The 20,912-nt window shown below is 50.6% G+C and carries 18 protein-coding genes; 15 read left to right on the forward strand and 3 right to left on the reverse strand.

Annotation, left to right across the window (positions count from 1 at the left end):
- Window positions 1-7: 7 nt before the first annotated feature.
- From clpX to HJV72_RS11780, 5 genes are all read left to right on the forward strand, one after another.
- Window positions 8-1,447: an ATP-dependent Clp protease ATP-binding subunit ClpX gene (clpX, locus tag HJV72_RS11760; RefSeq protein ID WP_208071212.1), complete on the forward strand. Its 1,440-nt coding sequence runs from the start codon at window positions 8-10 to the stop codon at window positions 1,445-1,447.
- The gene (locus HJV72_RS11765; RefSeq protein ID WP_208071213.1) at window positions 1,447-2,706 is read left to right on the forward strand and encodes a cation:proton antiporter; all 1,260 of its coding nucleotides are present in this window, start codon (window positions 1,447-1,449) and stop codon (window positions 2,704-2,706) included. Before clpX ends, HJV72_RS11765 begins: the two co-directional genes overlap by 1 nt.
- A 63-nt stretch (window positions 2,707-2,769) precedes the next feature.
- Entirely contained in the window at window positions 2,770-4,476 is a 1,707-nt protein-coding gene (locus tag HJV72_RS11770) for a S8 family peptidase (protein WP_208071214.1), read from the forward strand.
- Window positions 4,477-4,512: 36 nt separating this feature from the next.
- A complete protein-coding gene (locus HJV72_RS11775; RefSeq protein WP_208071215.1) occupies window positions 4,513-4,803 on the forward strand; it encodes a hypothetical protein in 291 nt (96 codons plus the stop codon).
- Window positions 4,804-5,280: a signal peptidase II gene (locus HJV72_RS11780; protein ID WP_208071216.1), complete on the forward strand. Its 477-nt coding sequence runs from the start codon at window positions 4,804-4,806 to the stop codon at window positions 5,278-5,280. It begins immediately after the preceding gene.
- Window positions 5,281-5,366: 86 nt separating this feature from the next.
- Here HJV72_RS11780 and HJV72_RS11785 read toward each other — a convergent pair whose 3' ends face one another.
- Together HJV72_RS11785 and HJV72_RS11790 are read right to left on the reverse strand one after the other, a co-directional pair.
- Complete coding sequence (locus HJV72_RS11785; protein WP_208071217.1) at window positions 5,367-5,681, reverse strand: hypothetical protein; 315 nt, start codon at window positions 5,679-5,681, stop codon at window positions 5,367-5,369.
- A gap of 41 nt (window positions 5,682-5,722) precedes the next feature.
- Window positions 5,723-6,655: a D-2-hydroxyacid dehydrogenase gene (locus HJV72_RS11790; protein WP_208071218.1), complete on the reverse strand. Its 933-nt coding sequence runs from the start codon at window positions 6,653-6,655 to the stop codon at window positions 5,723-5,725.
- A 356-nt stretch (window positions 6,656-7,011) separates the two neighbouring features.
- Here HJV72_RS11790 and HJV72_RS11795 point away from each other — a divergent pair, with 356 nt between their 5' ends.
- The 5 genes from HJV72_RS11795 (at window position 7,012) to HJV72_RS11815 (ending at window position 13,520) form a co-directional block, all read left to right on the forward strand.
- A complete protein-coding gene (locus tag HJV72_RS11795) occupies window positions 7,012-7,878 on the forward strand; it encodes a C39 family peptidase (protein WP_208071219.1) in 867 nt (288 codons plus the stop codon).
- Window positions 7,879-8,184: 306 nt separating this feature from the next.
- Complete coding sequence (clpB, locus tag HJV72_RS11800) at window positions 8,185-10,779, forward strand: ATP-dependent chaperone ClpB (protein ID WP_208071221.1); 2,595 nt, start codon at window positions 8,185-8,187, stop codon at window positions 10,777-10,779.
- Window positions 10,780-10,844: 65 nt separating this feature from the next.
- Window positions 10,845-12,089 (forward strand): Y-family DNA polymerase, encoded by a 1,245-nt coding sequence (locus HJV72_RS11805; RefSeq protein WP_208071223.1) that lies wholly within the window; start codon window positions 10,845-10,847, stop codon window positions 12,087-12,089.
- A 96-nt stretch (window positions 12,090-12,185) separates the two neighbouring features.
- The gene (locus HJV72_RS11810; protein ID WP_208071225.1) at window positions 12,186-12,446 is read left to right on the forward strand and encodes a DUF3795 domain-containing protein; all 261 of its coding nucleotides are present in this window, start codon (window positions 12,186-12,188) and stop codon (window positions 12,444-12,446) included.
- A gap of 204 nt (window positions 12,447-12,650) precedes the next feature.
- Window positions 12,651-13,520 (forward strand): YitT family protein, encoded by an 870-nt coding sequence (locus HJV72_RS11815; RefSeq protein ID WP_208071227.1) that lies wholly within the window; start codon window positions 12,651-12,653, stop codon window positions 13,518-13,520.
- A gap of 86 nt (window positions 13,521-13,606) precedes the next feature.
- On the opposite strand, the gene pepT is transcribed toward HJV72_RS11815, so the two are convergent.
- Window positions 13,607-14,836, reverse strand: coding sequence for a peptidase T (pepT, locus tag HJV72_RS11820; RefSeq protein WP_208071229.1), 1,230 nt, complete (start codon window positions 14,834-14,836; stop codon window positions 13,607-13,609).
- 164 nt (window positions 14,837-15,000) lie between these two features.
- Here pepT and HJV72_RS11825 point away from each other — a divergent pair, with 164 nt between their 5' ends.
- The 5 genes from HJV72_RS11825 (at window position 15,001) to HJV72_RS11845 (ending at window position 20,903) form a co-directional block, all read left to right on the forward strand.
- Window positions 15,001-16,473, forward strand: a complete 1,473-nt coding sequence (locus tag HJV72_RS11825) for a UDP-N-acetylmuramoyl-L-alanyl-D-glutamate--2,6-diaminopimelate ligase (RefSeq protein ID WP_208071231.1) — start codon at window positions 15,001-15,003, stop codon at window positions 16,471-16,473.
- Window positions 16,463-18,691, forward strand: a complete 2,229-nt coding sequence (gene priA, locus HJV72_RS11830) for a replication restart helicase PriA (protein ID WP_208071233.1) — start codon at window positions 16,463-16,465, stop codon at window positions 18,689-18,691. Before HJV72_RS11825 ends, priA begins: the two co-directional genes overlap by 11 nt.
- Before the next feature lie 14 nt (window positions 18,692-18,705).
- Window positions 18,706-19,179, forward strand: coding sequence for a peptide deformylase (gene def / locus HJV72_RS11835; protein WP_208071235.1), 474 nt, complete (start codon window positions 18,706-18,708; stop codon window positions 19,177-19,179).
- 1 nt (window position 19,180) lies between these two features.
- Window positions 19,181-20,110, forward strand: a complete 930-nt coding sequence (gene fmt / locus HJV72_RS11840) for a methionyl-tRNA formyltransferase (protein ID WP_208071237.1) — start codon at window positions 19,181-19,183, stop codon at window positions 20,108-20,110.
- Between the two features lie 85 nt (window positions 20,111-20,195).
- A complete protein-coding gene (locus HJV72_RS11845) occupies window positions 20,196-20,903 on the forward strand; it encodes a zinc metallopeptidase (RefSeq protein WP_208071238.1) in 708 nt (235 codons plus the stop codon).
- The last annotated feature ends 9 nt before the right edge of the window (window positions 20,904-20,912 follow it).

Below are 20,912 nucleotides of genomic sequence, written 5' to 3' on the forward strand. Positions count from 1 at the left end.
GGAAGAAATGACTGATAAGGATAAGAATAAGGAAATGAACGACACAGAGATAGAGAAAGTGGACGATGCTAACGTAGAAGTGGAAGACACGAAAAAGGAAGACGATGAATACGAAAAAGTCTGCTTTATCTGCCACCGTCCGGAGAGCACCGCAGGCAAGATGATAGAACTGCCTAACAATATATCCGTGTGCAGCGACTGTATGCAGAAGAGCTTTGACGCCATGAGCAGCGGACAGATAGATTACAGCCAGCTCATGAACATGCCGGGGGTCCAGGTGTTCAATATGTCTGACATGGAGCAGCAGAATGTCCCGAAACAGCAGAAGATCAAAAAGAAAAAGGAAAGCGAAGAGAAAAAGCCTCTGATTGATATCAGGGAGATTCCGGCGCCTCATAAGATCAAGTCGAGCCTGGATGAATATGTAGTCGGCCAGGAGTATGCCAAGAAAGTGATGTCCGTCGCGGTGTATAACCACTATAAGAGGGTTGCCACGGACACGATGGATGACATTGAGATTGAGAAGTCGAATATGCTGATGATCGGTCCTACCGGCTCCGGCAAGACATACCTTGTTAAGACGCTGGCGCGTCTTCTTGACGTACCGCTTGCCATAACAGACGCCACCTCTCTTACGGAGGCCGGCTACATAGGAGACGATATAGAGAGTGTCGTATCCAAGCTGCTGGCAGCTGCTGACAACGATGTGGAGAAGGCGGAACAGGGCATCATATTCATTGATGAGATAGACAAGATTGCCAAGAAGAAGAACACGAGCCAGAGGGACGTCAGCGGGGAATCGGTCCAGCAGGGAATGCTTAAGCTCCTGGAAGGGAGCGATGTGGAAGTGCCCGTCGGGGCGAACAGTAAGAATGCCATGGTGCCTCTTACTACGGTAAATACGAGAAATATTCTGTTCATATGCGGCGGGGCTTTCCCAGATTTGGACGGTATTATCAAAGAGCGCCTGTCGAAGCAGTCATCTATCGGTTTCGGGGCGGACTTGAAAGATAAATATGATCATGACAAGACGATTCTGGAGAAGGTGACGATAGAAGATCTGCGTAACTTTGGAATGATACCGGAGTTTATCGGCCGGCTTCCGATTATATTCACATTGCGCGGACTCGATGAAGATATGCTCGTCAAGATACTGAAGGAGCCGAAGAACGCGATTTTAAAGCAGTATCAGAAACTGCTGGCTCTGGATGAGGTAAAGCTGGATTTTGACGAAGGGGCTTTGGGCGCCATCGCCAGGAAAGCGATAGAGAAAGATACCGGTGCAAGAGCGCTGCGTGCCATCATCGAGGAATTCATGCTGGATATCATGTATGAGATTCCGAAGGATGACAATATCGGAGAAGTGACGATTACCAAAGAATACATAGAAGGAACGGGAGGACCTGTCATCATGCTCAGAGGACAGGAAGTTGCGAGGTTGAGATAATGAATAGTTATAGTTATTTGCTGGATCTGGCAATTATTTTGTTATGTACGAAACTGTTAGGACTGGCTACGCGGAAGGTACAGATGCCGCAGGTGGTGGGAGCGCTGCTTGCAGGGCTTCTGCTTGGTCCCGCGGTGGCAGGCGTGCTGACGGAGACGAGCTTCATCCATGAGGTCGCCGAGATTGGAGTTATCGTTCTTATGTTCTGCGCGGGACTTGAGACCGACATCAAGGAACTAAAGGCGAGCGGGAAGGCGTCGTTCGTCATCGCGCTCTGTGGCGTGCTTGTACCGCTTGCAGGCGGCTTCGGTCTGGCTTATTTTTTCAACAGGCCGGATATGATTGCATCTGACGCGGCGGCAAGCATATTTCTCCAGAATATATTTATAGGGATTATCCTGACAGCGACCTCTGTCAGCATTACGGTCGAGACGCTCAAAGAGATGGGCAAGCTCAAGACCCGCTCCGGGAATGCGATACTGGGAGCTGCCATTATCGACGATATACTCGGTATCATTGCTCTTACCGTAGTGACGAGCATGGCAGACCCGTCTGTACATATTGGTGCGGTCATGCTGAAGATTGTTGGTTTCTTCGTCTTCTCAGCAGTGGCCGGCTTCATCTTCTACAAAGTATACAAAGCATGGACAGAGGGCGCGTCCAGAGGGCTGCACAGGCACGTAATCATCGCGTTCGTGTTCTGCCTTCTCATGGCATATATCGCGGAACAGTATTTTGGTGTGGCGGATATTACCGGTGCGTTTATCGCGGGCCTGATTATATCCAATACAGAGCGGTCTGTATTTATCCAGACGAAGTTTGATACACTGTCGTATATGCTGCTGTCTCCCGTATTCTTTGCGAGTATCGGGCTGAAGGTCGTGCTTCCTAAGATGAGCGGCCTCATCGTCGCGTTTGCCCTGCTTCTTATGGTGGTGGCGGTCCTGACGAAGATTATTGGCTGTGGCCTCGGGGCAAAAGTATGCGGCTATAAGCCGTATCAGTGTAAGCGGATCGGCGTCGGCATGATATCGCGTGGCGAGGTTGCCCTGATCGTGGCGAGCAAAGGCACGGCGGTAGGGCTTATGAGTTCTGCATTCCTCGGACCTGTAGTAATCATGGTCGTATTTACGACAATTATTACCCCTGTTCTTCTGAAAATCATCTTCAAGAAGGGTCCGGATCTCCCGGTAGCAAAGGAGAAGGAAGTATCCAGCTACTATGAAGGGGCTTCTATTCTGCGTGGAGAAGAAAAATAGCTTTATGCACATAGAAGCATACTTTCCTCATATACTTTATTAAAAAGTATATGAGGTTTTTTTATGGACGATGCAATATGCAAGGAGCAGATATTATCCCAGGATTACTGGGATTTTATTTTTCCGGGTTTCCGCAGCATTAGCGATATGGGACTTGAAGGTGACCAGTATTGTATGCAGGATATGGACTATGGATATAAAGCGATATACGTAGACAGCGAAGAAATGGAACCTTTAAGCATAGAAAGATACTGGTATAATGCTATCCCAAACTGCTATTGCCTGCTGGATATGGCTGCCCTGAACGAATCGGGGATAACTGCCGCGCAGAATTATCCGGCTCTGCAGCTTATGGGCACTGGCGTAATGATTGGATTTGTGGATACGGGAATTGATTATAAGAATTCTGTATTCCGCAATCTGGACGGAAGCACAAGAATTGCAGGAATCTGGGATCAGACGATTCAGGATGGCACACCGCCGGAGGGATTCGCATTCGGCAGCGAATACCGTGAAGATCTGATTAACGAGGCCCTTCGGTCAGGTACACCCGATGAGCTTGTACCGACAGCGGATACAAATGGGCACGGGACGTTTCTGGCCAGTGTAGCGGCCGGAGGGGCAGATGTGGAAAACCAGTTTCTCGGGGCGGCTCCGGAGTCCACCATTGCAGTTGTAAAACTTAAAGAGGCCAAGGACTATCTGAAGGAGTTCTATAAGATTAGGCCGGATGCAATCTGCTATCAGGAAAATGACATCATGCTCGGCCTCCGCTATCTGAGCCTGCTGGCGGCAGAACGGAAGATACCCCTCGTCATGTGTATCGCGCTTGGAACAAATTTTGGAGGACATAACAGCGCCACGCTGCTTTCAAACGTACTTAACAGGTATTCCACAACAATCAACCGGATTGTAGTAATCGGCGGAGGAAATGAAGCAAATGAACGGCATCATTTTTCTGGCACATTAGAAAATATGAGGGAACAGAGAGAAGTTGAAATCCGGGTGGGGGCAGGAGTAAGTGGATTTGTTGCGGAATTGTGGACTTCGATTCCAAACGTGATGACCGTATCCATCATATCTCCTTCCGGAGAGCGTACGCCGGTCATCTCCATCCGGCAGGGGAGCAGATATGTGTTTACGTTCACATTTGACCAGACAAGGGTTACCGTAGAATACAGGCTGCTTACAGAGAACAATGACGCTCAGCTTATCTTCCTGAAATTTGACGGCCCTTCCGAGGGTATATGGAGGGTCGCGGTGCAGCCGCTCCAGCTCTCTGACGGCGTGTTCCATATGTGGCTTCCTGTGAAGGAGTTCCTGAGCGGGGAAGTCTTCTTCTTAGAAGCAGACCCGGAGACGACCATCACGGAGCCTGGGAGCACGACCTACAGCATGACGGTAGCTTACTACAACAGTGTGGACAATAGTATTGATATTAATTCCGGGAGAGGGTATACTAGAGATGGTTACATCAAACCGGACTTTGCAGCACCCGGTGTGGGCGTGACCGGCGCCGTGCCCGGCGGAAGATTTGCAGCCAGAACGGGCTCAAGCGTTGCGGTCGGATTGACCTGTGGTGCATCTGCCCTTATGGCGGAGTGGCTCGTGAGGGAGCAGGAGCTGAACCTTGGGGCGGGAGCCAGCGAGGTCAGGAATCTGTTCGTGCTTGGAGCGCAGCAGAAGCCTCTGTTAGATTATCCGAATCGGCAGTGGGGCTATGGGACACTGGACGTGTACCAGTCGCTAGACAGGCTGAGAAGATTATAGTGAAAAGGTAGAATGAAAAACAAAGGAGTGTCAGATATGGCAGATTTTTTTGAGGACTTAGGAAAGAGAATATCCGAGGTGGCGAATGACATCGGGAAAAAGACGGAAGATACGCTGGAAATCCAGAAGCGCAGGAGTGATATCCGCACTCTGAAACGTGCAAGTGAGAGAGACCTTATGGACATCGGCAAGATGGTATATGACAAGTTCCGGCAAGGTGAGGTAAATGACACAGACTGTATTGCGCTTTGCGAAGAGATTGAGAAACGCGGCTTACAGATAGAAAAACAGGAAGAGGAAATAGCAAGGATCAGAGGAGAACGATAGATGGCTGTACTGGCAGTTGGTATTATGGCACTCCTGTTCAGCTTGGATATGCTGCTGAAGCAGCATGTAGAGGAGAATCTGGACAGCGGGGAAGAAAAAGAGCTTGTCAAAGAGAAGATTGTAATCCGAAAAGTGTATAACAGAGGATTCATGCTGCATGCGCTGGATAAATGTCCCTGTCTTGTGAAGTCAGTGACGGCGGTAATGGGAGCAGCACTCGCTGCCTGTAATGTACTGCTGTTTGCAAGAAAGGGGCGGCGTGTGGAGAAGCTTGGCACGGGCATATTCAGCGCAGGAGCGTACAGCAATATATTTGACCGCCTGGTAAGAGGGAAAGTAATCGATTACATAGGATTTAGAAGCAAGAATGATTTCCTGTCCCGACTGACGGTGAATCTGGCGGATATATTTATCGTGGCGGGCCTTATATTGTCAGGTTTGGGCAGATTATTACCAGGGGCCGGATCCCGTTCATGAGTGGCGTTTAAGTAAAGTGGCTGCGGACTGGGAGCCGGGTGGCATCTGCTTCGATGCGTCCGAGGCTTCGACTATTTCACGTATCCCTAACCCTGCAGAATGCGCGCCGATAGCGGCTTACATCCCGCAGGATAAAGGCTACGGAAAGGATTCTTCGGCTCTTCTTCATTACGATTACTTTCATCCAAAGCACTTCCATCAGCCGGTAACGTCACACAGTCAGCCCCGCCCGTGCCAGTAAAGTAGATAGCCGCTGGGGCGGTAGGGAGCAGATGCGAAGGTGTAAGCGGAAGGGACGGAGAATCCTCACCAGATTCCTTGGCTTGTGGGATGAGAGCCGCAATCGGCGAACATTCTACAAGCTTAGGAATCTGTGTGATAGTCGCAGTTCCCGGACGCATCGGAGCATCTGCCCCCTACCGCCCCAGCGGCGTCCACTTCACTAAACAAAGTATTCTTTTATCTGCCCCAGTATGATACCCATCAGCCGCGTCCTTGCCTCCACGCTGGCCCATGCTACATGGGGCGTGATGAACAGGCGCCGGCTGTCTTTGATACGCCGCAGCGGATTGTCTGGGCTCATGGGTTCTTCACACAGCACATCCAGCCCTGCTGCAGCAATGTCACTTCGTTCCAGTGCATTGTATAAATCCTCCTCTACAACGATAGGGCCACGCCCAAGGTTCAGGAAGATGCAGCTCTTTTTCATCTTCTCCAGCTTTTCGGCATTGATGAGGTTTTGCGTATATTCGTTCAACGGAGCGTGAACCGATATGATATCGGATTCCCGAAGCAGGGTATCCATATCTACCTGATGATATCCTTCCTGTGGTGCGCTGCCTGAAGGTGAGGCGTAGATGACATGCGCACCAAAAGCCTCTGCGATAGAGGCGACACGTCTGCCGATGTTGCCGAGTCCGATAATCCCCCATGTCTTGCCAGATAATTCATAGAACACTTCTTCAAAATGGGTGAAGATGGTGTCGTTCGTATAGCGGTCCTCCTTGACATAATCGTCATAGTAGCGCAGCTTTTCCAGCAGATAGAACAGCATGGCAAACGTGTGCTGTGCGACAGACTCGGTAGAATATCCGGCTACGTTGCGCCAGGCGATGTGGCGGCTGTCCAGATAATCCTTATCCAGATTGTTTGTTCCTGTCGCGGTGACACAGACTAGCTTAAGCCGTCTGGCCTCGCCGATTGTAGACTCATTGATCTGCACTTTGTTGATGACGATAACGTCTGCATCTTTTACCCGTTCAGGCACTTGTTCTGAAGTAGAAAAAGAATACTTGGTAACAGTTCCGAGTTCTTCGAATCCTGATAAATCGATGTCGTCGCCAATTGTCTTGGCATCCAGAAATACAATATTCATACATACCTCCCGCATAATTGATTTACATAACTGCCAGTGTCACAATAGTATCATGGAATACATACATTTTCAACGGTCAGCTTTCCAAGGGAATATATGGAAATAAGTACACCGAATGTATTGAAAACCTGGGACTTACAACCAGTCGAAAGACATGGCAAAGCCGCATGGACAGGGAGCCTGCGGGTCTGACAACCTGCGTCTGTACCGTTGGTATTAACCGTAATTATAATAAAATCTTAAGGCGTAATAAGTTGCGGCACCTATATCATTATTGTATAATTAACAGCATGATATAGATAACAGCATTCATGTTACATGCTTAATATAGACATACAGATGAAGAAGGGGAAGACATGGGCAGCAATAGAAGGAGAAGACAGCAGGTACGCCGCCAGTTCGTTATTCTTGGAGGCTTTATCATACTTATCGCGGCAACCGTTTATGGCTTTGGCATGCAGCGTTCGAAAAAAGACGAGACGCAGGCGGCGGCAAAGATAGAAGCAGATGTTACAAAGGAAGACAGCAAGAAGGCAAAAGAGACGACTACAGAACCAAAAGAGGAGACATCCGCGCAGCGGCTTGCACGTGTGAAGAAACAGGCGACGGCGGCAGGATATCCGAAAGGTGTAATAGAACTGCTTGATAAGAATGAAGAGACGGTACAGTTCGTGGAGGATTACGGAAAGAAAAAAGACAATCCGAATGCGGATTCCATCGGCAGCGGATTTACGAAAGGGCAGATTCCGCTGCTGCTCCAGTGGGACGAGCGGTGGGGATACGCGCCTTATGGCACAAGTATCGTAGCCGTGAGCGGCTGTGGTCCGACGTGCCTGTCCATGGTAGTCAGCGGTCTTACAGGGGACTGGTCGGTCACGCCGGCGAAAGTGGCAGCCTACGGTTCAGAGAATGGTTTCGTGGATGAAGATAACAATACATACTGGCGTTTTATGGAAGAAGCGCCGGCTAACTGGAATGTGAAGGCGAAGGAGATTCCGCTTGTGGAACAGCAGGTGGCGGCGGAACTCCAGGCAGGACATCCGGTCATCTGCAGCGTGGGGCCGGGTGATTTTACAGATAACGGTCATTTCATCGTGCTCACAGGCTACAATGACGGAGCATTGACCATTAACGACCCGTTCAGCCAGAAGAACAGCAGCCGGACATGGACCTTCGGTGAAATCCAGGATCAGATAGCAGCCATGTGGGTATATTCACTATAGCCGGGGGAGGAGATACCTCATATTGTAGCAGAAAGTATATATTCAGGCTTCACTTGCAGTCTTGCAATGAGACGGCATTTCGTGTGTCAGCTTCATAACAGCAGAAAATAGTATCCTTAGAAAAGCTTATGCCATGACTGGCACAGGCTTTTTTATTACCGCCAAGAACGTGTGAAAGTACATGCTATATTCTTGCGAGAATCTGTATTTTCAAAGAATTAGCACTCGGAGCTTGACAGTGCTGATAATATTTGTTATAGTACGTGTAGAACAATTTGGAATTATGCAGGTTAGGAGGCAGCCACTATGAATATAAATAAATTTACACAGAAATCACTGCAGGCCGTGCAGGACTGTGAACGTATCGCAATGGAATACGGCAACCAGGAAATTGAACAGGAACATCTGCTATATGCTCTGCTCGTACAGGATGACAGCCTGATTCTGAAATTAATGGAAAAGATGGGGATAGAAAAAACGGTCTTCATCAATCGCGTGGAAGAGGGACTCCGAAAGCGCACAAAAGTTCAGGGCGGGCAGCCTTTTGTAGGACAGGACCTGAACAAGGCGCTCATCCATGCGGAAGACGAGGCTAAGCATATGGGGGATGAATACGTGTCTGTCGAGCATCTGTTCCTTTCCCTTTTGAAATATCCGAATAAAGAACTGAAGCTTATTTTCCGTGAACTTGGGATCAAGCGGGATGCTTTTCTACAGGCACTTGCGACGGTAAGAGGCAGCCAGAAGGTTACAAGCGATAATCCGGAGGCGACATATGACACATTGAACAAATATGGCTCGGATCTGGTGGAACGCGCCAGAGACCAGAAGCTGGATCCAGTCATAGGCAGAGATGCGGAGATAAGGAACCTTGTACGTATCCTGTCCAGGAAGACGAAGAACAACCCGGTTCTTATCGGGGAGCCAGGTGTCGGGAAGACAGCGGTCGTAGAAGGTCTGGCACAGCGTATCGTGCGGGGAGACGTACCGGAAGCGCTGAAGGACAAGACGATATTCTCGCTGGATATGGGAGCGCTCGTAGCCGGGGCCAAATACCGCGGCGAGTTCGAAGAGCGTCTGAAAGCAGTTCTGGAGGAAGTAAAGAACAGTGACGGGAAGATTATCCTGTTCATAGATGAGCTGCACACGATTGTAGGTGCGGGTAAGACAGACGGGGCCATGGATGCAGGGAATATGCTCAAGCCGATGCTTGCCAGAGGTGAGCTCCACTGTATCGGCGCTACCACTCTGGATGAATACCGCCAGTATATCGAGAAGGATGCCGCGCTGGAGCGGCGCTTTCAGCCGGTGCTCGTGGATGAGCCTACGGTGGAGGATGCGATATCGATTTTGCGTGGCTTAAAAGAAAGATACGAAGTATTCCATGGAGTCAAGATAACGGACGGAGCGCTTGTAGCTGCCGCTACGCTTTCCGACCGGTATATTTCCGACCGTTTCCTTCCTGACAAGGCCATCGACCTGGTAGATGAAGCATGTGCGCTTATCAAGACAGAACTGGACTCCATGCCAGCAGAACTGGACGAATTGCAGCGCAAGATCATGCAGCTGGAGATCGAGGAGGCAGCGCTCAAGAAGGAGGAAGACCGACTGAGCAGGGACCGCCTTGGACATCTTCAGCAGGAGCTGGCTGAACTTCGGGAAGAATTCGCCGGGAAGAAAGCCCAGTGGGATAATGAGAAAGTCGGAGTAGAGCGGGTACAGAAGATGCGAGAAGAGATAGAACAGGTGAACAAGGATATCCAGAAAGCACAGCAGTCATACGATCTGGAAAAGGCGGCCGAGCTTCAGTACGGCAGGCTCCCACAGCTCAAAAAGCTGCTGGAAGAGGAAGAGGCTAAGATAAAGGATGAAGAACGTTCTCTTGTCCACGAAAGCGTGACCGACGAAGAGATTGCCAGAATCGTATCAAGATGGACCGGGATACCTGTCTCAAGGCTAAACGAAAGCGAGAGGAGCAAAACGCTTCATCTGGCGGATGAGCTTCATAAGCGTGTCATAGGCCAGGATGAAGGGGTGGAGCTTGTCACAGAGGCAATCATCCGCTCCAAAGCAGGCATCAAAGATCCAGGCAAACCGATAGGTTCCTTCCTGTTCCTTGGTCCTACAGGAGTCGGAAAGACAGAACTTGCGAAAGCGCTGGCGGAAAGCCTCTTCGATGACGAGAACAATATGATCCGTATCGATATGAGCGAATATATGGAGAAATATTCCGTGTCCAGGCTGATAGGAGCCCCTCCGGGATATGTAGGCTATGACGAAGGGGGACAGCTCACGGAGGCCGTCAGAAGGAAACCGTATTCTGTCGTCCTGTTTGACGAAGTAGAAAAGGCGCATCCGGATGTGTTCAATGTGCTGCTGCAGGTGCTGGATGACGGACGTATCACCGATTCCCAGGGGCGCACGGTAGACTTTAAGAATACGATTCTTATTATGACATCCAATATCGGCTCGGCCTATCTGCTGGACGGAATCGATGCAGACGGCAATATCAGCCAGGAGAGCCAGGACGCGGTGATGGACGACTTGAGGGCACATTTCCGTCCCGAGTTCCTGAACCGGCTTGACGAGATGATTATGTTCAAGCCACTGACGAAAGCTGATATCTACAGTATCATCGATCTGCTGACAGACGATGTGAATAAACGTCTTGCAGACAAAGAGATATCCATAGCTCTGACGGAGGCGGCGAAGAATCTCGTGGTGGAGGGCGGTTATGATCCTACCTACGGCGCAAGGCCTCTGAAGCGCTATCTGCAGAAGAATGTAGAAACGCTGGCCGCAAAGCTGATGCTTCAAGGAGATATTGGAGCGGGAGAGACGATCGTCATAGACGTGGAAGATGGAAAGCTCTCCGCAAGCACCCGGAAGAATCTCTTGTAAACGTATGTTCTGCATGATAGAATGAGGACAGCACAGGAGAAGGGATTCTCAGGGGAGGGCAGACCATGCGCCGTATCGTATTCCATATAGATGTCAACTCGGCCTATTTAAGCTGGACGGCAGTAGAACAACTAAAGAATGGTGCAGAGACAGACATCAGGACTATACCTGCCATTATCGGCGGAAACCAGGAGTCGCGCCATGGGGTAGTTCTGGCGAAGTCGCTACCTGCGAAGAAGTTCGGCATCCGCACAGGGGAACCTGTTGCGAATGCCCTTCGCAAGTGCGGCAACCTGCATATGGAGCCGCCCGACCATGCACTGTACCATGAGTACAGCAGCCGGCTGATGGAATATCTGCGGTCTTGTACGCCGGATATAGAGCAGGTCAGCGTGGATGAGTGCTATATGGATTTCACGGGGATAGCGGGACGGTTTGCCTCACCTGTAGCAGGCGCGCTGGAGATAAAGAATGAGATATGCAGGAGGTTCGGATTCACGGTCAATATAGGAATCTCCACGAACAAGCTGCTGGCTAAGATGGCCTCGGATTTTGAAAAGCCGGATAAGGTGCACACGCTATTTCCGGAAGAGATAGGGATAAAGATGTGGCCGTTGCCTGTCTGGGAACTATATATGGCAGGCCATTCGAGCGTGGAGACGCTTAAGAAGCTGGAGATACGTACGATAGGCAATATGGCGCAGGCAGATCCGGATATTCTGGAGCTTCATCTGAAAAGCCACGGAAGGAAACTGTGGGAATATGCCAATGGCATCGATAATTCAGAAGTGATAACAGAAAAGGTGGAGGCCAAAGGAATCGGCAATTCCACCACCCTGTCTAAGGATGTGGCGACGGAAGAGGAGGCCAGGAAGGTGCTGCTTGGACTTGCGGAAAGCGTAGGTGCAAGGCTGCGTGAAGCAAAACAGAAGGCAGGAATGCTCAGTGTGGAAATCAAATACTACAACTTTGAGACCGCGTCCCACCAGCGGCAGCTGGCAAAACCGACGAACAGCGACACGGACATCTACCACGCTGCGGCAGAGCTGTTCCGGGAACTTTGGACGAAAGTGCCGATCCGTCTGCTCGGCATACGGAGTTCGAAGCTCGTAAAGCAGGATGAGCCGGAGCAGCTGACCATATTCGACCTGCCAGTGGTACAGGACCGTGAAAAGGCAGACACGGATAGAGGTGCGAGACAGAAAAAGCTCGATAAGGCACTGGATGAGATAAAGAGAAAGTACGGGAAAGACGCGGTCCGGCGCGGACGTTTTCTTGAACCAGGAGATAACGGCTCTGGCAGCAGGTGACAATATATAAAGTAACAGTACAAAAATAATTATAATGCTGACATACAGATGTCATGTTTGTCGTGCTATGCTCTAACAAAAAGGAGCGTGTACAATATGATTGAATCAAGATGCGGGCTGCAGTGCAGTGAGTGCGGATACAGGGAACAGATGAGCTGCGGGGGCTGCAGCAGTATAGAGAAGCCATTCTGGGGAGATGCATGTCCGGTCAAATCGTGCTGTGAGGATAAGAGCCACGGACACTGCGGCCAGTGTAAAGAATTTCCGTGTGGCCTGCTGAACCAGTTTGCTTACGACAAAGAGCAGGGAGACGACGGAAAACGCATTGAACAGTGCAGGAAATGGAGCGTGGAGTAGAATCTTATGTATATTCTTTTTGAAATTATTGCAGGTGATGTGTTGACAAAAAAATAATCTATAGATATACTAATAAACATAAGAGCAGTTGCGAATTATATCTTTATAGTTTGTGGCTGCTTTTTTGTGTGTAAAATCAGGTTGTCCGGAATCATTTGTCGGACAGAGATTAAAGATAAGACCAGGAAAGAGAGGTAGACAAAGATGAAAAATATTAACTGGAGAGAAACAGGAATCGATATTCTGGTAGATATCGCGGCAGGTATGGTTATCGCTATAGGAGTGTATAATTTTGCCCTGAATGCTAACTTCCCTGTAGCCGGCTTCTCTGGAATCGCGATTATCATGTACCATCTTCTCGGTCTGCCAGTGGGGTTGGGCACGATTATACTGAATATCCCGGTAGCAATATTCTGTTATAAGTTCCTGGGGCGTAACTTCTTTCTGAAGTCACTGAAGTCTATGGTCATATCTTCTGTCTTTATGGATTACGTGGCCCCGCTTTTGCCTGTGTACGAAGGCAGCCGCCTGCTGGCGGCCCTGTGTATGGGGGTATTGTGCGGAATAGGCTATGCCATGATCTTCATGCGCGGCTCGTCCACAGGAGGGCAGGATTTCATCAGTGTTGCGATTAAGAAGGTAAGGCCGCATATGACGCTTGGAATCATCACGTTTGCCCTTGATATTATAACGATCATCCTGGGAAGCGTACTCGTGTTCAAAGACGTTGACGGGTTTATCTACGGTGTGATTGTCACCTACCTTATGGCCATCGTGATGGACCGGATCATGTACGGCATCGACGAAGGCAAGATGACATTCATCGTCACAGAACACGGCGACGATGTGGCAGAACAGATTGACGAGTACTCCGGAAGAGGATCTACGATACTGAAAGGAATGGGCAGCTACTCCAAAGAGAAGAAAGACGTCGTCATGTGTGCATGTAACAATAAGCAGATGTACACGATTAAGAAAATGGTGCATAAGATTGATCCGCAGGCATTTACGATAATAATGGAATCCAACGAAGTCGTTGGAGAAGGATTCAAAGAAGAGATTAAAGAATTGTAATTTAGAAATGTTGCTCCATGATCAGGTGGAGCAACATTTTATTCTATAGGAGCAGTCTGTACGCTGCACTGCCTATCATCCTTATTCTACATGCTCGTTTCGCCGGCGTATAGCTTCACCAGCTCGAGGATGATATCCACGCTCTTATCCATTCCTTCTACGGTGATGTGCTCATACGGGCCGTGATAGGCGTGTCCGCCGGTGCCGAGGTTCGGGCAGGGAAGCCCCTTGTAGCTGAGCTGGCAGCCGTCTGTGCCTCCGCGGATCGGCAGGATGATTGGTTCCACGCCCGCTTTTTCGCATGCTGCTTTCGCATTGTCGATGAGGTGCATGCATCCGTCAATTATCCCGGCCATATTCTTATACTGTTCTGTTATCGTCAAGCGGACCGTTCCTTCCCCCCACTTTTCATTCATATTCTTTTCGATGAGCCGCAGCGTGTTCTTGCGGGCCTCGAAGAAGTTCCCGTCATGGTCTCTGACGATGTAGCTGAGCTGTGCTGCGCCGCATTCCCCTGACATGCTGACCAGGTGGTAGAAGCCTTCATAGCCCTCGGTTCCTCTTGGCGTCTCCATGCCGGGCAGGAGCGAGTTGATTTCCATAGCGACCAGGCTTGCGTTGATCATCGTGTCCTTGCCGGAGCCCGGGTGCACATTGAATCCTTTGATATCGAACCGGGCTTTGCACGCGTTGAAATTCTCATACTGGATTTCGCCTTCCGTATCGCCGTCCAGCGTATATGCATATTCGGCACCAAAGTCTTCCACGTTAAAGTGGACGGCCCCTGTCCCAATCTCCTCGTCCGGTGCGAAGGCGATGCTGATTGGACCATGTGGAATGCCTTCATCACGCAGACGTTCAGCCATCGTCAGAATCTCTGCAATGCCTGCCTTGTCATCTGCCCCTAGAATGGTAGTCCCGTCGCTTGTGATAAGCGTACATCCTTTCAATCCTCTTAAATGTCCGAACGTATCTGCGCTCAGCACCCGGCCGCTGTCCCCAAGCATGAGATCTTCTCCGTCATAATCTTCCGTAATGACAGGCTTGATTTCATGGTCGCAGAAATCAGACACTGTGTCCATATGGGCGATAAATCCGATGGAGGTCCGTCCCTCATATCCCGGTGTCGCCGGTATCTTTCCGTACAGATAGCACTGGCTGTCGGTATGGACGTTGGCCAGGCCTAGTGCTTTCATCTCTTCTTCCAGTATCGCTGCCAGATGGAACTGGCACTGTGACGACGGCACAGTCTTGCTGTCCTCATCGCTCGGTGTACGTACTGCAACATACTTCAGCAGTCTTTCATAAGCTTTCAAAGTTTCATTCCCCTTTCAACAGTTTGACTCTATTGTAACGCAGATGAAGCCGGAAATCCACCCTTAGCTGACCGTGCACGCCTTTGTCGGCGGAGGGTATGGCATTTGAAAATATTTAATGTTATAATACCCTTGATGAGATTAAATCAGGAGGCAGGAAAAACATGATATTAACCGATTTATTGGAACGTTTAGAATATGAAGTTGTGCAGGGGAGCGATGTGGCGGAAGTAACCGAGCTTACGAACGACTCCCGCAAGGTAGTCCCGGGCAGCGTGTTTGTATGCATCAGCGGTGCTGTGTCAGATGGGCATGCATATGTAAAAGAAGTTGCGGAGAAAGGGGCGGCGGCAGTTGTCGTGGAGAAGCAGGTGGAAGCACCGGACTCCGTGACGGTCATACATGTGGACGATACACGCTATGCGCTGGCACTCATGTCCGCGGCATACTTCGGGTATCCGGCTGAGAAGCTCAAAGTAATCGGAATCACAGGCACGAAGGGAAAGACGACGACGACCTATATGGTAAAGTCCATACTGGAAGGCGTGGGACATAAGGTCGGGCTTATCGGGACGATTGAGGCGGTTATCGGGGATAAGACGATACCTGCAAGCAATACGACTCCAGAGTCATACACGATACACAAGTATTTTAAAGAGATGGTCGATGCCGGGTGTGACAGCGTCGTCATGGAAGTATCTTCCCAGGGGCTGATGCTGCACAGGACGGCGGGGATTCCGTTTGAAATCGGTATCTTCACGAATCTGGGCGAGGACCATATCGGACCGAACGAGCACAAGGATTTTGAGGACTACAAGCGCTGTAAAGGAATTCTGTTTACCCAGTGCAGGCTCGGAATCGCCAATGTGGATGACCGATGGTTCGAAGATGTATTCCGACATGCAACGTGCAGGACGGAGACATTTGGATTTTCTGAAAAGGCAGATCTTAGAGCCACGAGTGTCGAACACATTTCAAGGCCCGGATACCTGGGCGTCAGATATCATGTCGGCGGGCTGATGGATTTTGATGTGGAGATAGATATCCCAGGTAAATTCAGCGTCTATAATTCACTGACGGCGATTGCAGTATGCAGACATTTTAATGTTCCGGAGGAAGAGATCAAGAAGGCGTTGAAAGTGGCAAAGGTTAAGGGCCGGATTGAAATGGTCAAGGTGTCTGACGACTTTACATTTATGATAGATTATGCACACAATGCCATGAGCCTTAAGAGCCTGCTTGACACGCTGAGAGATTATGATCCGGGACGTCTTGTGACCGTGTTCGGCTGCGGCGGCAACCGTTCCAGGACGCGCCGTTTTGAGATGGGTGAAGTATCAGGGAGGCTTGCGGACTTTACCGTCATCACGTCCGACAACCCTAGGTTCGAGGAGCCGCAGGCCATCATCGACGATATCATAACCGGCATAGAGAAGACCGATGGAGCGTATATCGCCATCTGCGACAGGAAAGAAGCTATCCGGTACGCCATAGAACATGGGCGCGCGGGAGACGTCATCATACTTGCGGGCAAAGGCCATGAGACGTATCAGGAGATAAAAGGCGTGAAGTACGATATGGACGACCGGGTGCTCATTGCAGAAATACTGGAGGAGCAAGGCGCACATGTTCGCTGATATCATTGTCGACATTACCCATGAAAAACTGGACAGAGTATTCTGCTACCGGATTCCGGAGCAGCTCGAAGGGCAGCTGAAAGTCGGGACGGAAGTGGTCGTTCCTTTCGGCCGTGGCAACAAGGAGACGAGAGGGTATGTCACCGGACTGTCCGGGAAGACGGATTACGAGCTGTCCAGGGTGAAGGATATTATCCGGATTGCAGACGAGAGCGTAGCTATCGAATCCAGACTTGTCGCTCTGGCTGCTTGGATGCACGACCACTACGGCGGTACGATGATACAGGCGCTCAAGACCGTGCTTCCAATCAAGAGAAAAGAGCAGCCGAGAGAAAAGAGACGTGTGAGGCTCCTTCTTGGCGAGGAGGAAGGGAAGAAACAGCTGGACGTGTATCTCCATAAGAACCAGAAGGCGCGGGCACGTCTGCTGGCCGCCCTTCTGGATCAGCCGGAGCAGGAGTATGATCTGGTCACTAAGAAGCTGAACATCACGCTGACGGTGATAAGGGCTCTGGAAGAACAGGGGATACTTGCCCTTGAGTCCGAGCGGGAGTTCCGCAATCCGGTACGGCGCAGGACAGGAAAGCGGCAGGAAGTCGAATATACGCAGGAGCAGCGGAATGTCATCGAGACTTTCTGGGGAGACTATAAAGCAGGAATAAGGCGGACATATCTGTTATATGGCGTGACTGGAAGTGGCAAGACCGAAGTATACATGGAGATGATACACAGGGTCCTGCGGGAAGGGAGGCAGGCGATCGTGCTGATTCCCGAGATTGCGCTCACGTATCAGACCGTGATGCGTTTTTACGGGAGGTTCGGCGACCGGGTCTCAATCTTGAACTCCAGGCTCTCCCAGGGAGAACGGTACGATCAGATGGAGCGGGTCAAAGCCGGAGAGGTGGATGTGATGATTGGTCCCCGCTCCGCACTGTTTACACCATTTGCCAATCTGGGCCTGATCGTGATCGATGAGGAACATGAGCCGACATATAAGAGCGAGCAGGTTCCCAGGTACCATACGAGAGAAACGGCCATTAAGCGGGCTGAGATGGAGGGGGCCAGCGTCATGCTGGGTTCCGCCACTCCGTCACTTGAGTCCTTCTACCGCTGCCGTAACAAAGCATATACGTTACTGGAGCTCAAGAACAGGACGAAAAGCCTTGAACTGCCGGATGTGTATACGATAGATATGAGAGAGGAGCTTAGGGCCGGCAACCGCTCCATCTTAAGCGACCGGCTCAAAGAGATGACAGCTGCAAGGCTTGAACGGGGGGAACAGACGATGCTGTTCCTCAACCGCCGGGGATATGCGGGGTTCATTTCTTGCAGAGCGTGCGGATATGTAGTAAAATGTCCTCATTGCGACGTGTCGCTGTCATCGCACAGAGGCGGAAGGCTTGTATGCCACTACTGCGGGCATGAGGAGCCGGCAGTCAGCGCATGCCCTTCATGCGGATCCACATTCATAGGCGGGTTCCGGGCAGGGACGCAGCAGATAGAAGATATCGTTAAGAAGGCATTTCCCCAGGCGAGAGTCCTCAGGATGGATATGGATACGACGAGGGAGAAAGACGGACATGAGAAGATACTCGAGTCGTTTGCAGACGGGGACGCAGATATACTGATTGGTACCCAGATGATAGTAAAGGGGCACGATTTCCCGAATGTTACGCTGGTGGGCATTCTGGCTGCGGATATGTCATTATATTCCAATGATTACCGGGCGGGCGAACGGACGTTCCAGCTGCTGACACAGGCGGCAGGCCGGGCAGGGAGAGGAAGTGGAGGGGGAGAAGTCGTCATCCAGACGTACAGCCCCGACCATTACAGTATCCGTATGGCGGCAGAACAGAATTATGAAGGGTTTTATGAGGCTGAGATGGATTACCGGGAACTGATGGGCTATCCCCCGGTAGAACAGCTGCTTGCCGTGCTCATGACAGGACCGGATGAACAGCTGCTTGAGAAGGCGGCCGGCTATCTGAAAGAGTATGTCGTGCGGATAGACCGTACCGGAAGGCTTCAGGTAATCGGACCGGCGAGCCCATACGTGGGAAAGGTCAATGACGTGTACCGCAGGGTACTGTATATCAAAAGTGAAGAGTACCGCCTGCTCACGGAAGCGAAGAACAGGCTGGAACAATATATAGAGATTAACAGGGGATTTCAGACGATGAGGATTCAGTTCGACTTCAACCCTATGAATGTATTTTAAGGAGAGGAAAACATATGGCGACAAGAAAGATTCGGGAACTTGGTGAAGAAGTATTGACGAAGACATGCAAACCGGTAGATAAGCTGACGCTTCGTACGAAAGTGCTTATCAACGACATGTTTGACACGATGTACGAAGCGTACGGCGTAGGGCTGGCAGCGCCCCAGGTAGGGGTGCTCAAGCGGATAGTGACGATAGATGTGGGAGAGGGGCCGATCGTGCTCATCAACCCTGAGATCATCGAGACATCCGGCGAACAGACCGGGGAGGAAGGCTGCTTAAGCGTCCCTGGAAAATACGGTATCGTCACGAGGCCGGATTACGTCAAAGTAAGGGCGCTGGATGAAGATATGCAGGAGCGCGAGCTGGAAGGGACAGGGCTTCTGGCCCGTGCATTCTGCCATGAGATAGACCATCTGGATGGGAACATGTATGTAGGGCTCACGAAAGACGGGCTGCATGACGTGGGAGCCGAGGAGGAAGAATAAGATGAGGATTATATTCATGGGAACGCCGGACTTTTCTGTCGGTACGTTTGAATCGCTGATTGCAGCAGGGCATGATATCGTACTTGCGGTTACGCAGCCCGACAAGCCGAAGGGCAGGGGAGGGAAGATGCAGTATTCTCCTGTGAAAGAGAAGGCGCTTCAACATGGCATACCTGTATTCCAGCCCAAGAAGGTGCGGGAGGCAGCGTGCATCGACAAGCTTCGCGCATATGAGGCGGACATCATGGTAGTCATCGCGTTTGGGCAGATACTGCCGAAAGAGATACTGGAGATGACCCGGTTTGGCTGCGTCAATGTACATGCGTCACTGCTCCCGAAGTACAGGGGAGCAGCGCCGATACAGTGGGCGGTCATCAACGGAGAAAGGGTGTCCGGTGTTACGACGATGCAGATGGATGAGGGGCTTGACACTGGTGATATGATTATGAAGACCGAAGTGACGCTGGATGATAAAGAGACCGGAGGCAGCTTGTTTGATAAGCTGTCTGAGGCAGGCGCCAGTCTCTGCGTGAAGACGTTAGAGGCTCTGGAAGAGGGTACCGCTGTCTTTGAAAAGCAGGGGGAGACTACGACAGAATATGCCCGTATGCTTCATAAGGATATGGGCAGCATCGACTGGAAGAACGACGCGCAGACGATTGAACGGCTGATTCGCGGCCTGAATCCATGGCCCAGCGCGTATACCAAGTGGGACGGCAAGGTGATGAAGCTGTGGGAGGCGGATGTCGTCTTGCAGAACAGCAAGGACGAGCCGGGAACCGTCGTGTCGGTAGAGAAAGACAGTTTCTGCGTGCAGACGGGCGACGGTCTGCTTAAAGTGCGTTCTCTCCAGATTCCCGGGAAGAAACGGATGGAGGCAGACGCCTTTTTGAGGGGCTATAAGATAGAAGAAGGCTGTGAACTTGGTTAAAAAGTGTTAAAATTTTATGAAGAACCGCTATTTTTCCTCTTTTTCATATATAATAGCTAGTATACATGTAAAAGGAGGCTAATAAATGATATATCCAATGATGTATTTCGATCCGACGTACTTTTTAGTTATCATCGGCGTCATCATCTGTCTAATAGCGTCGGCAAAGATGAATGCCACATTTAATAAATATTCCCGCGTCCGCAGCCATACAGGGATGACTGGAAGGGATGCGGCAGAACATGTGCTCAGGGGAGCGGGAATCTATGATGTGAAGGTGGAGCATGTCTCGGGCAACCTGACGGACCACTACGACCCGAGAAGCAAAGTGTTAAGGCTTTCTGATGCGACATACAATTCCCCATCTGTCGCAGCCATCGGCGTGGCTGCGCATGAGTGCGGCCATGCGATACAGCACGCGGAAGGGTATGCGCCACTTACGCTGCGAGGTGCCCTTGTTCCTGTGGCGAATTTTGGAAGTGCTATTGCATGGCCTCTTATACTGATAGGCCTGCTCATAAACAGCAGCTCTTCAGCACTGCTGCTCAACCTTGGCATTATCGCATTTTCTCTGGCGGTACTGTTCCAGCTTATAACGCTGCCGGTAGAATTTAACGCATCCAGAAGGGCAATCAGGCTGCTCGGAAGTACAGGCCTGCTGTACGAAAGTGAAGTTGCCGATACGAAGAAGGTGCTGACAGCCGCGGCCCTGACTTATGTAGCCGGAGCTGCCTCTGCAATATTGCAGCTGTTGAGAATACTCGTTCTCACAGGAGGAAGAAGAAGCGATTAATCCATATGA

Origin of the sequence: Extibacter sp. GGCC_0201 (genome assembly GCF_017566055.1) — a bacterium.
Classification (GTDB): Bacteria; Bacillota; Clostridia; order Lachnospirales; family Lachnospiraceae; genus Extibacter.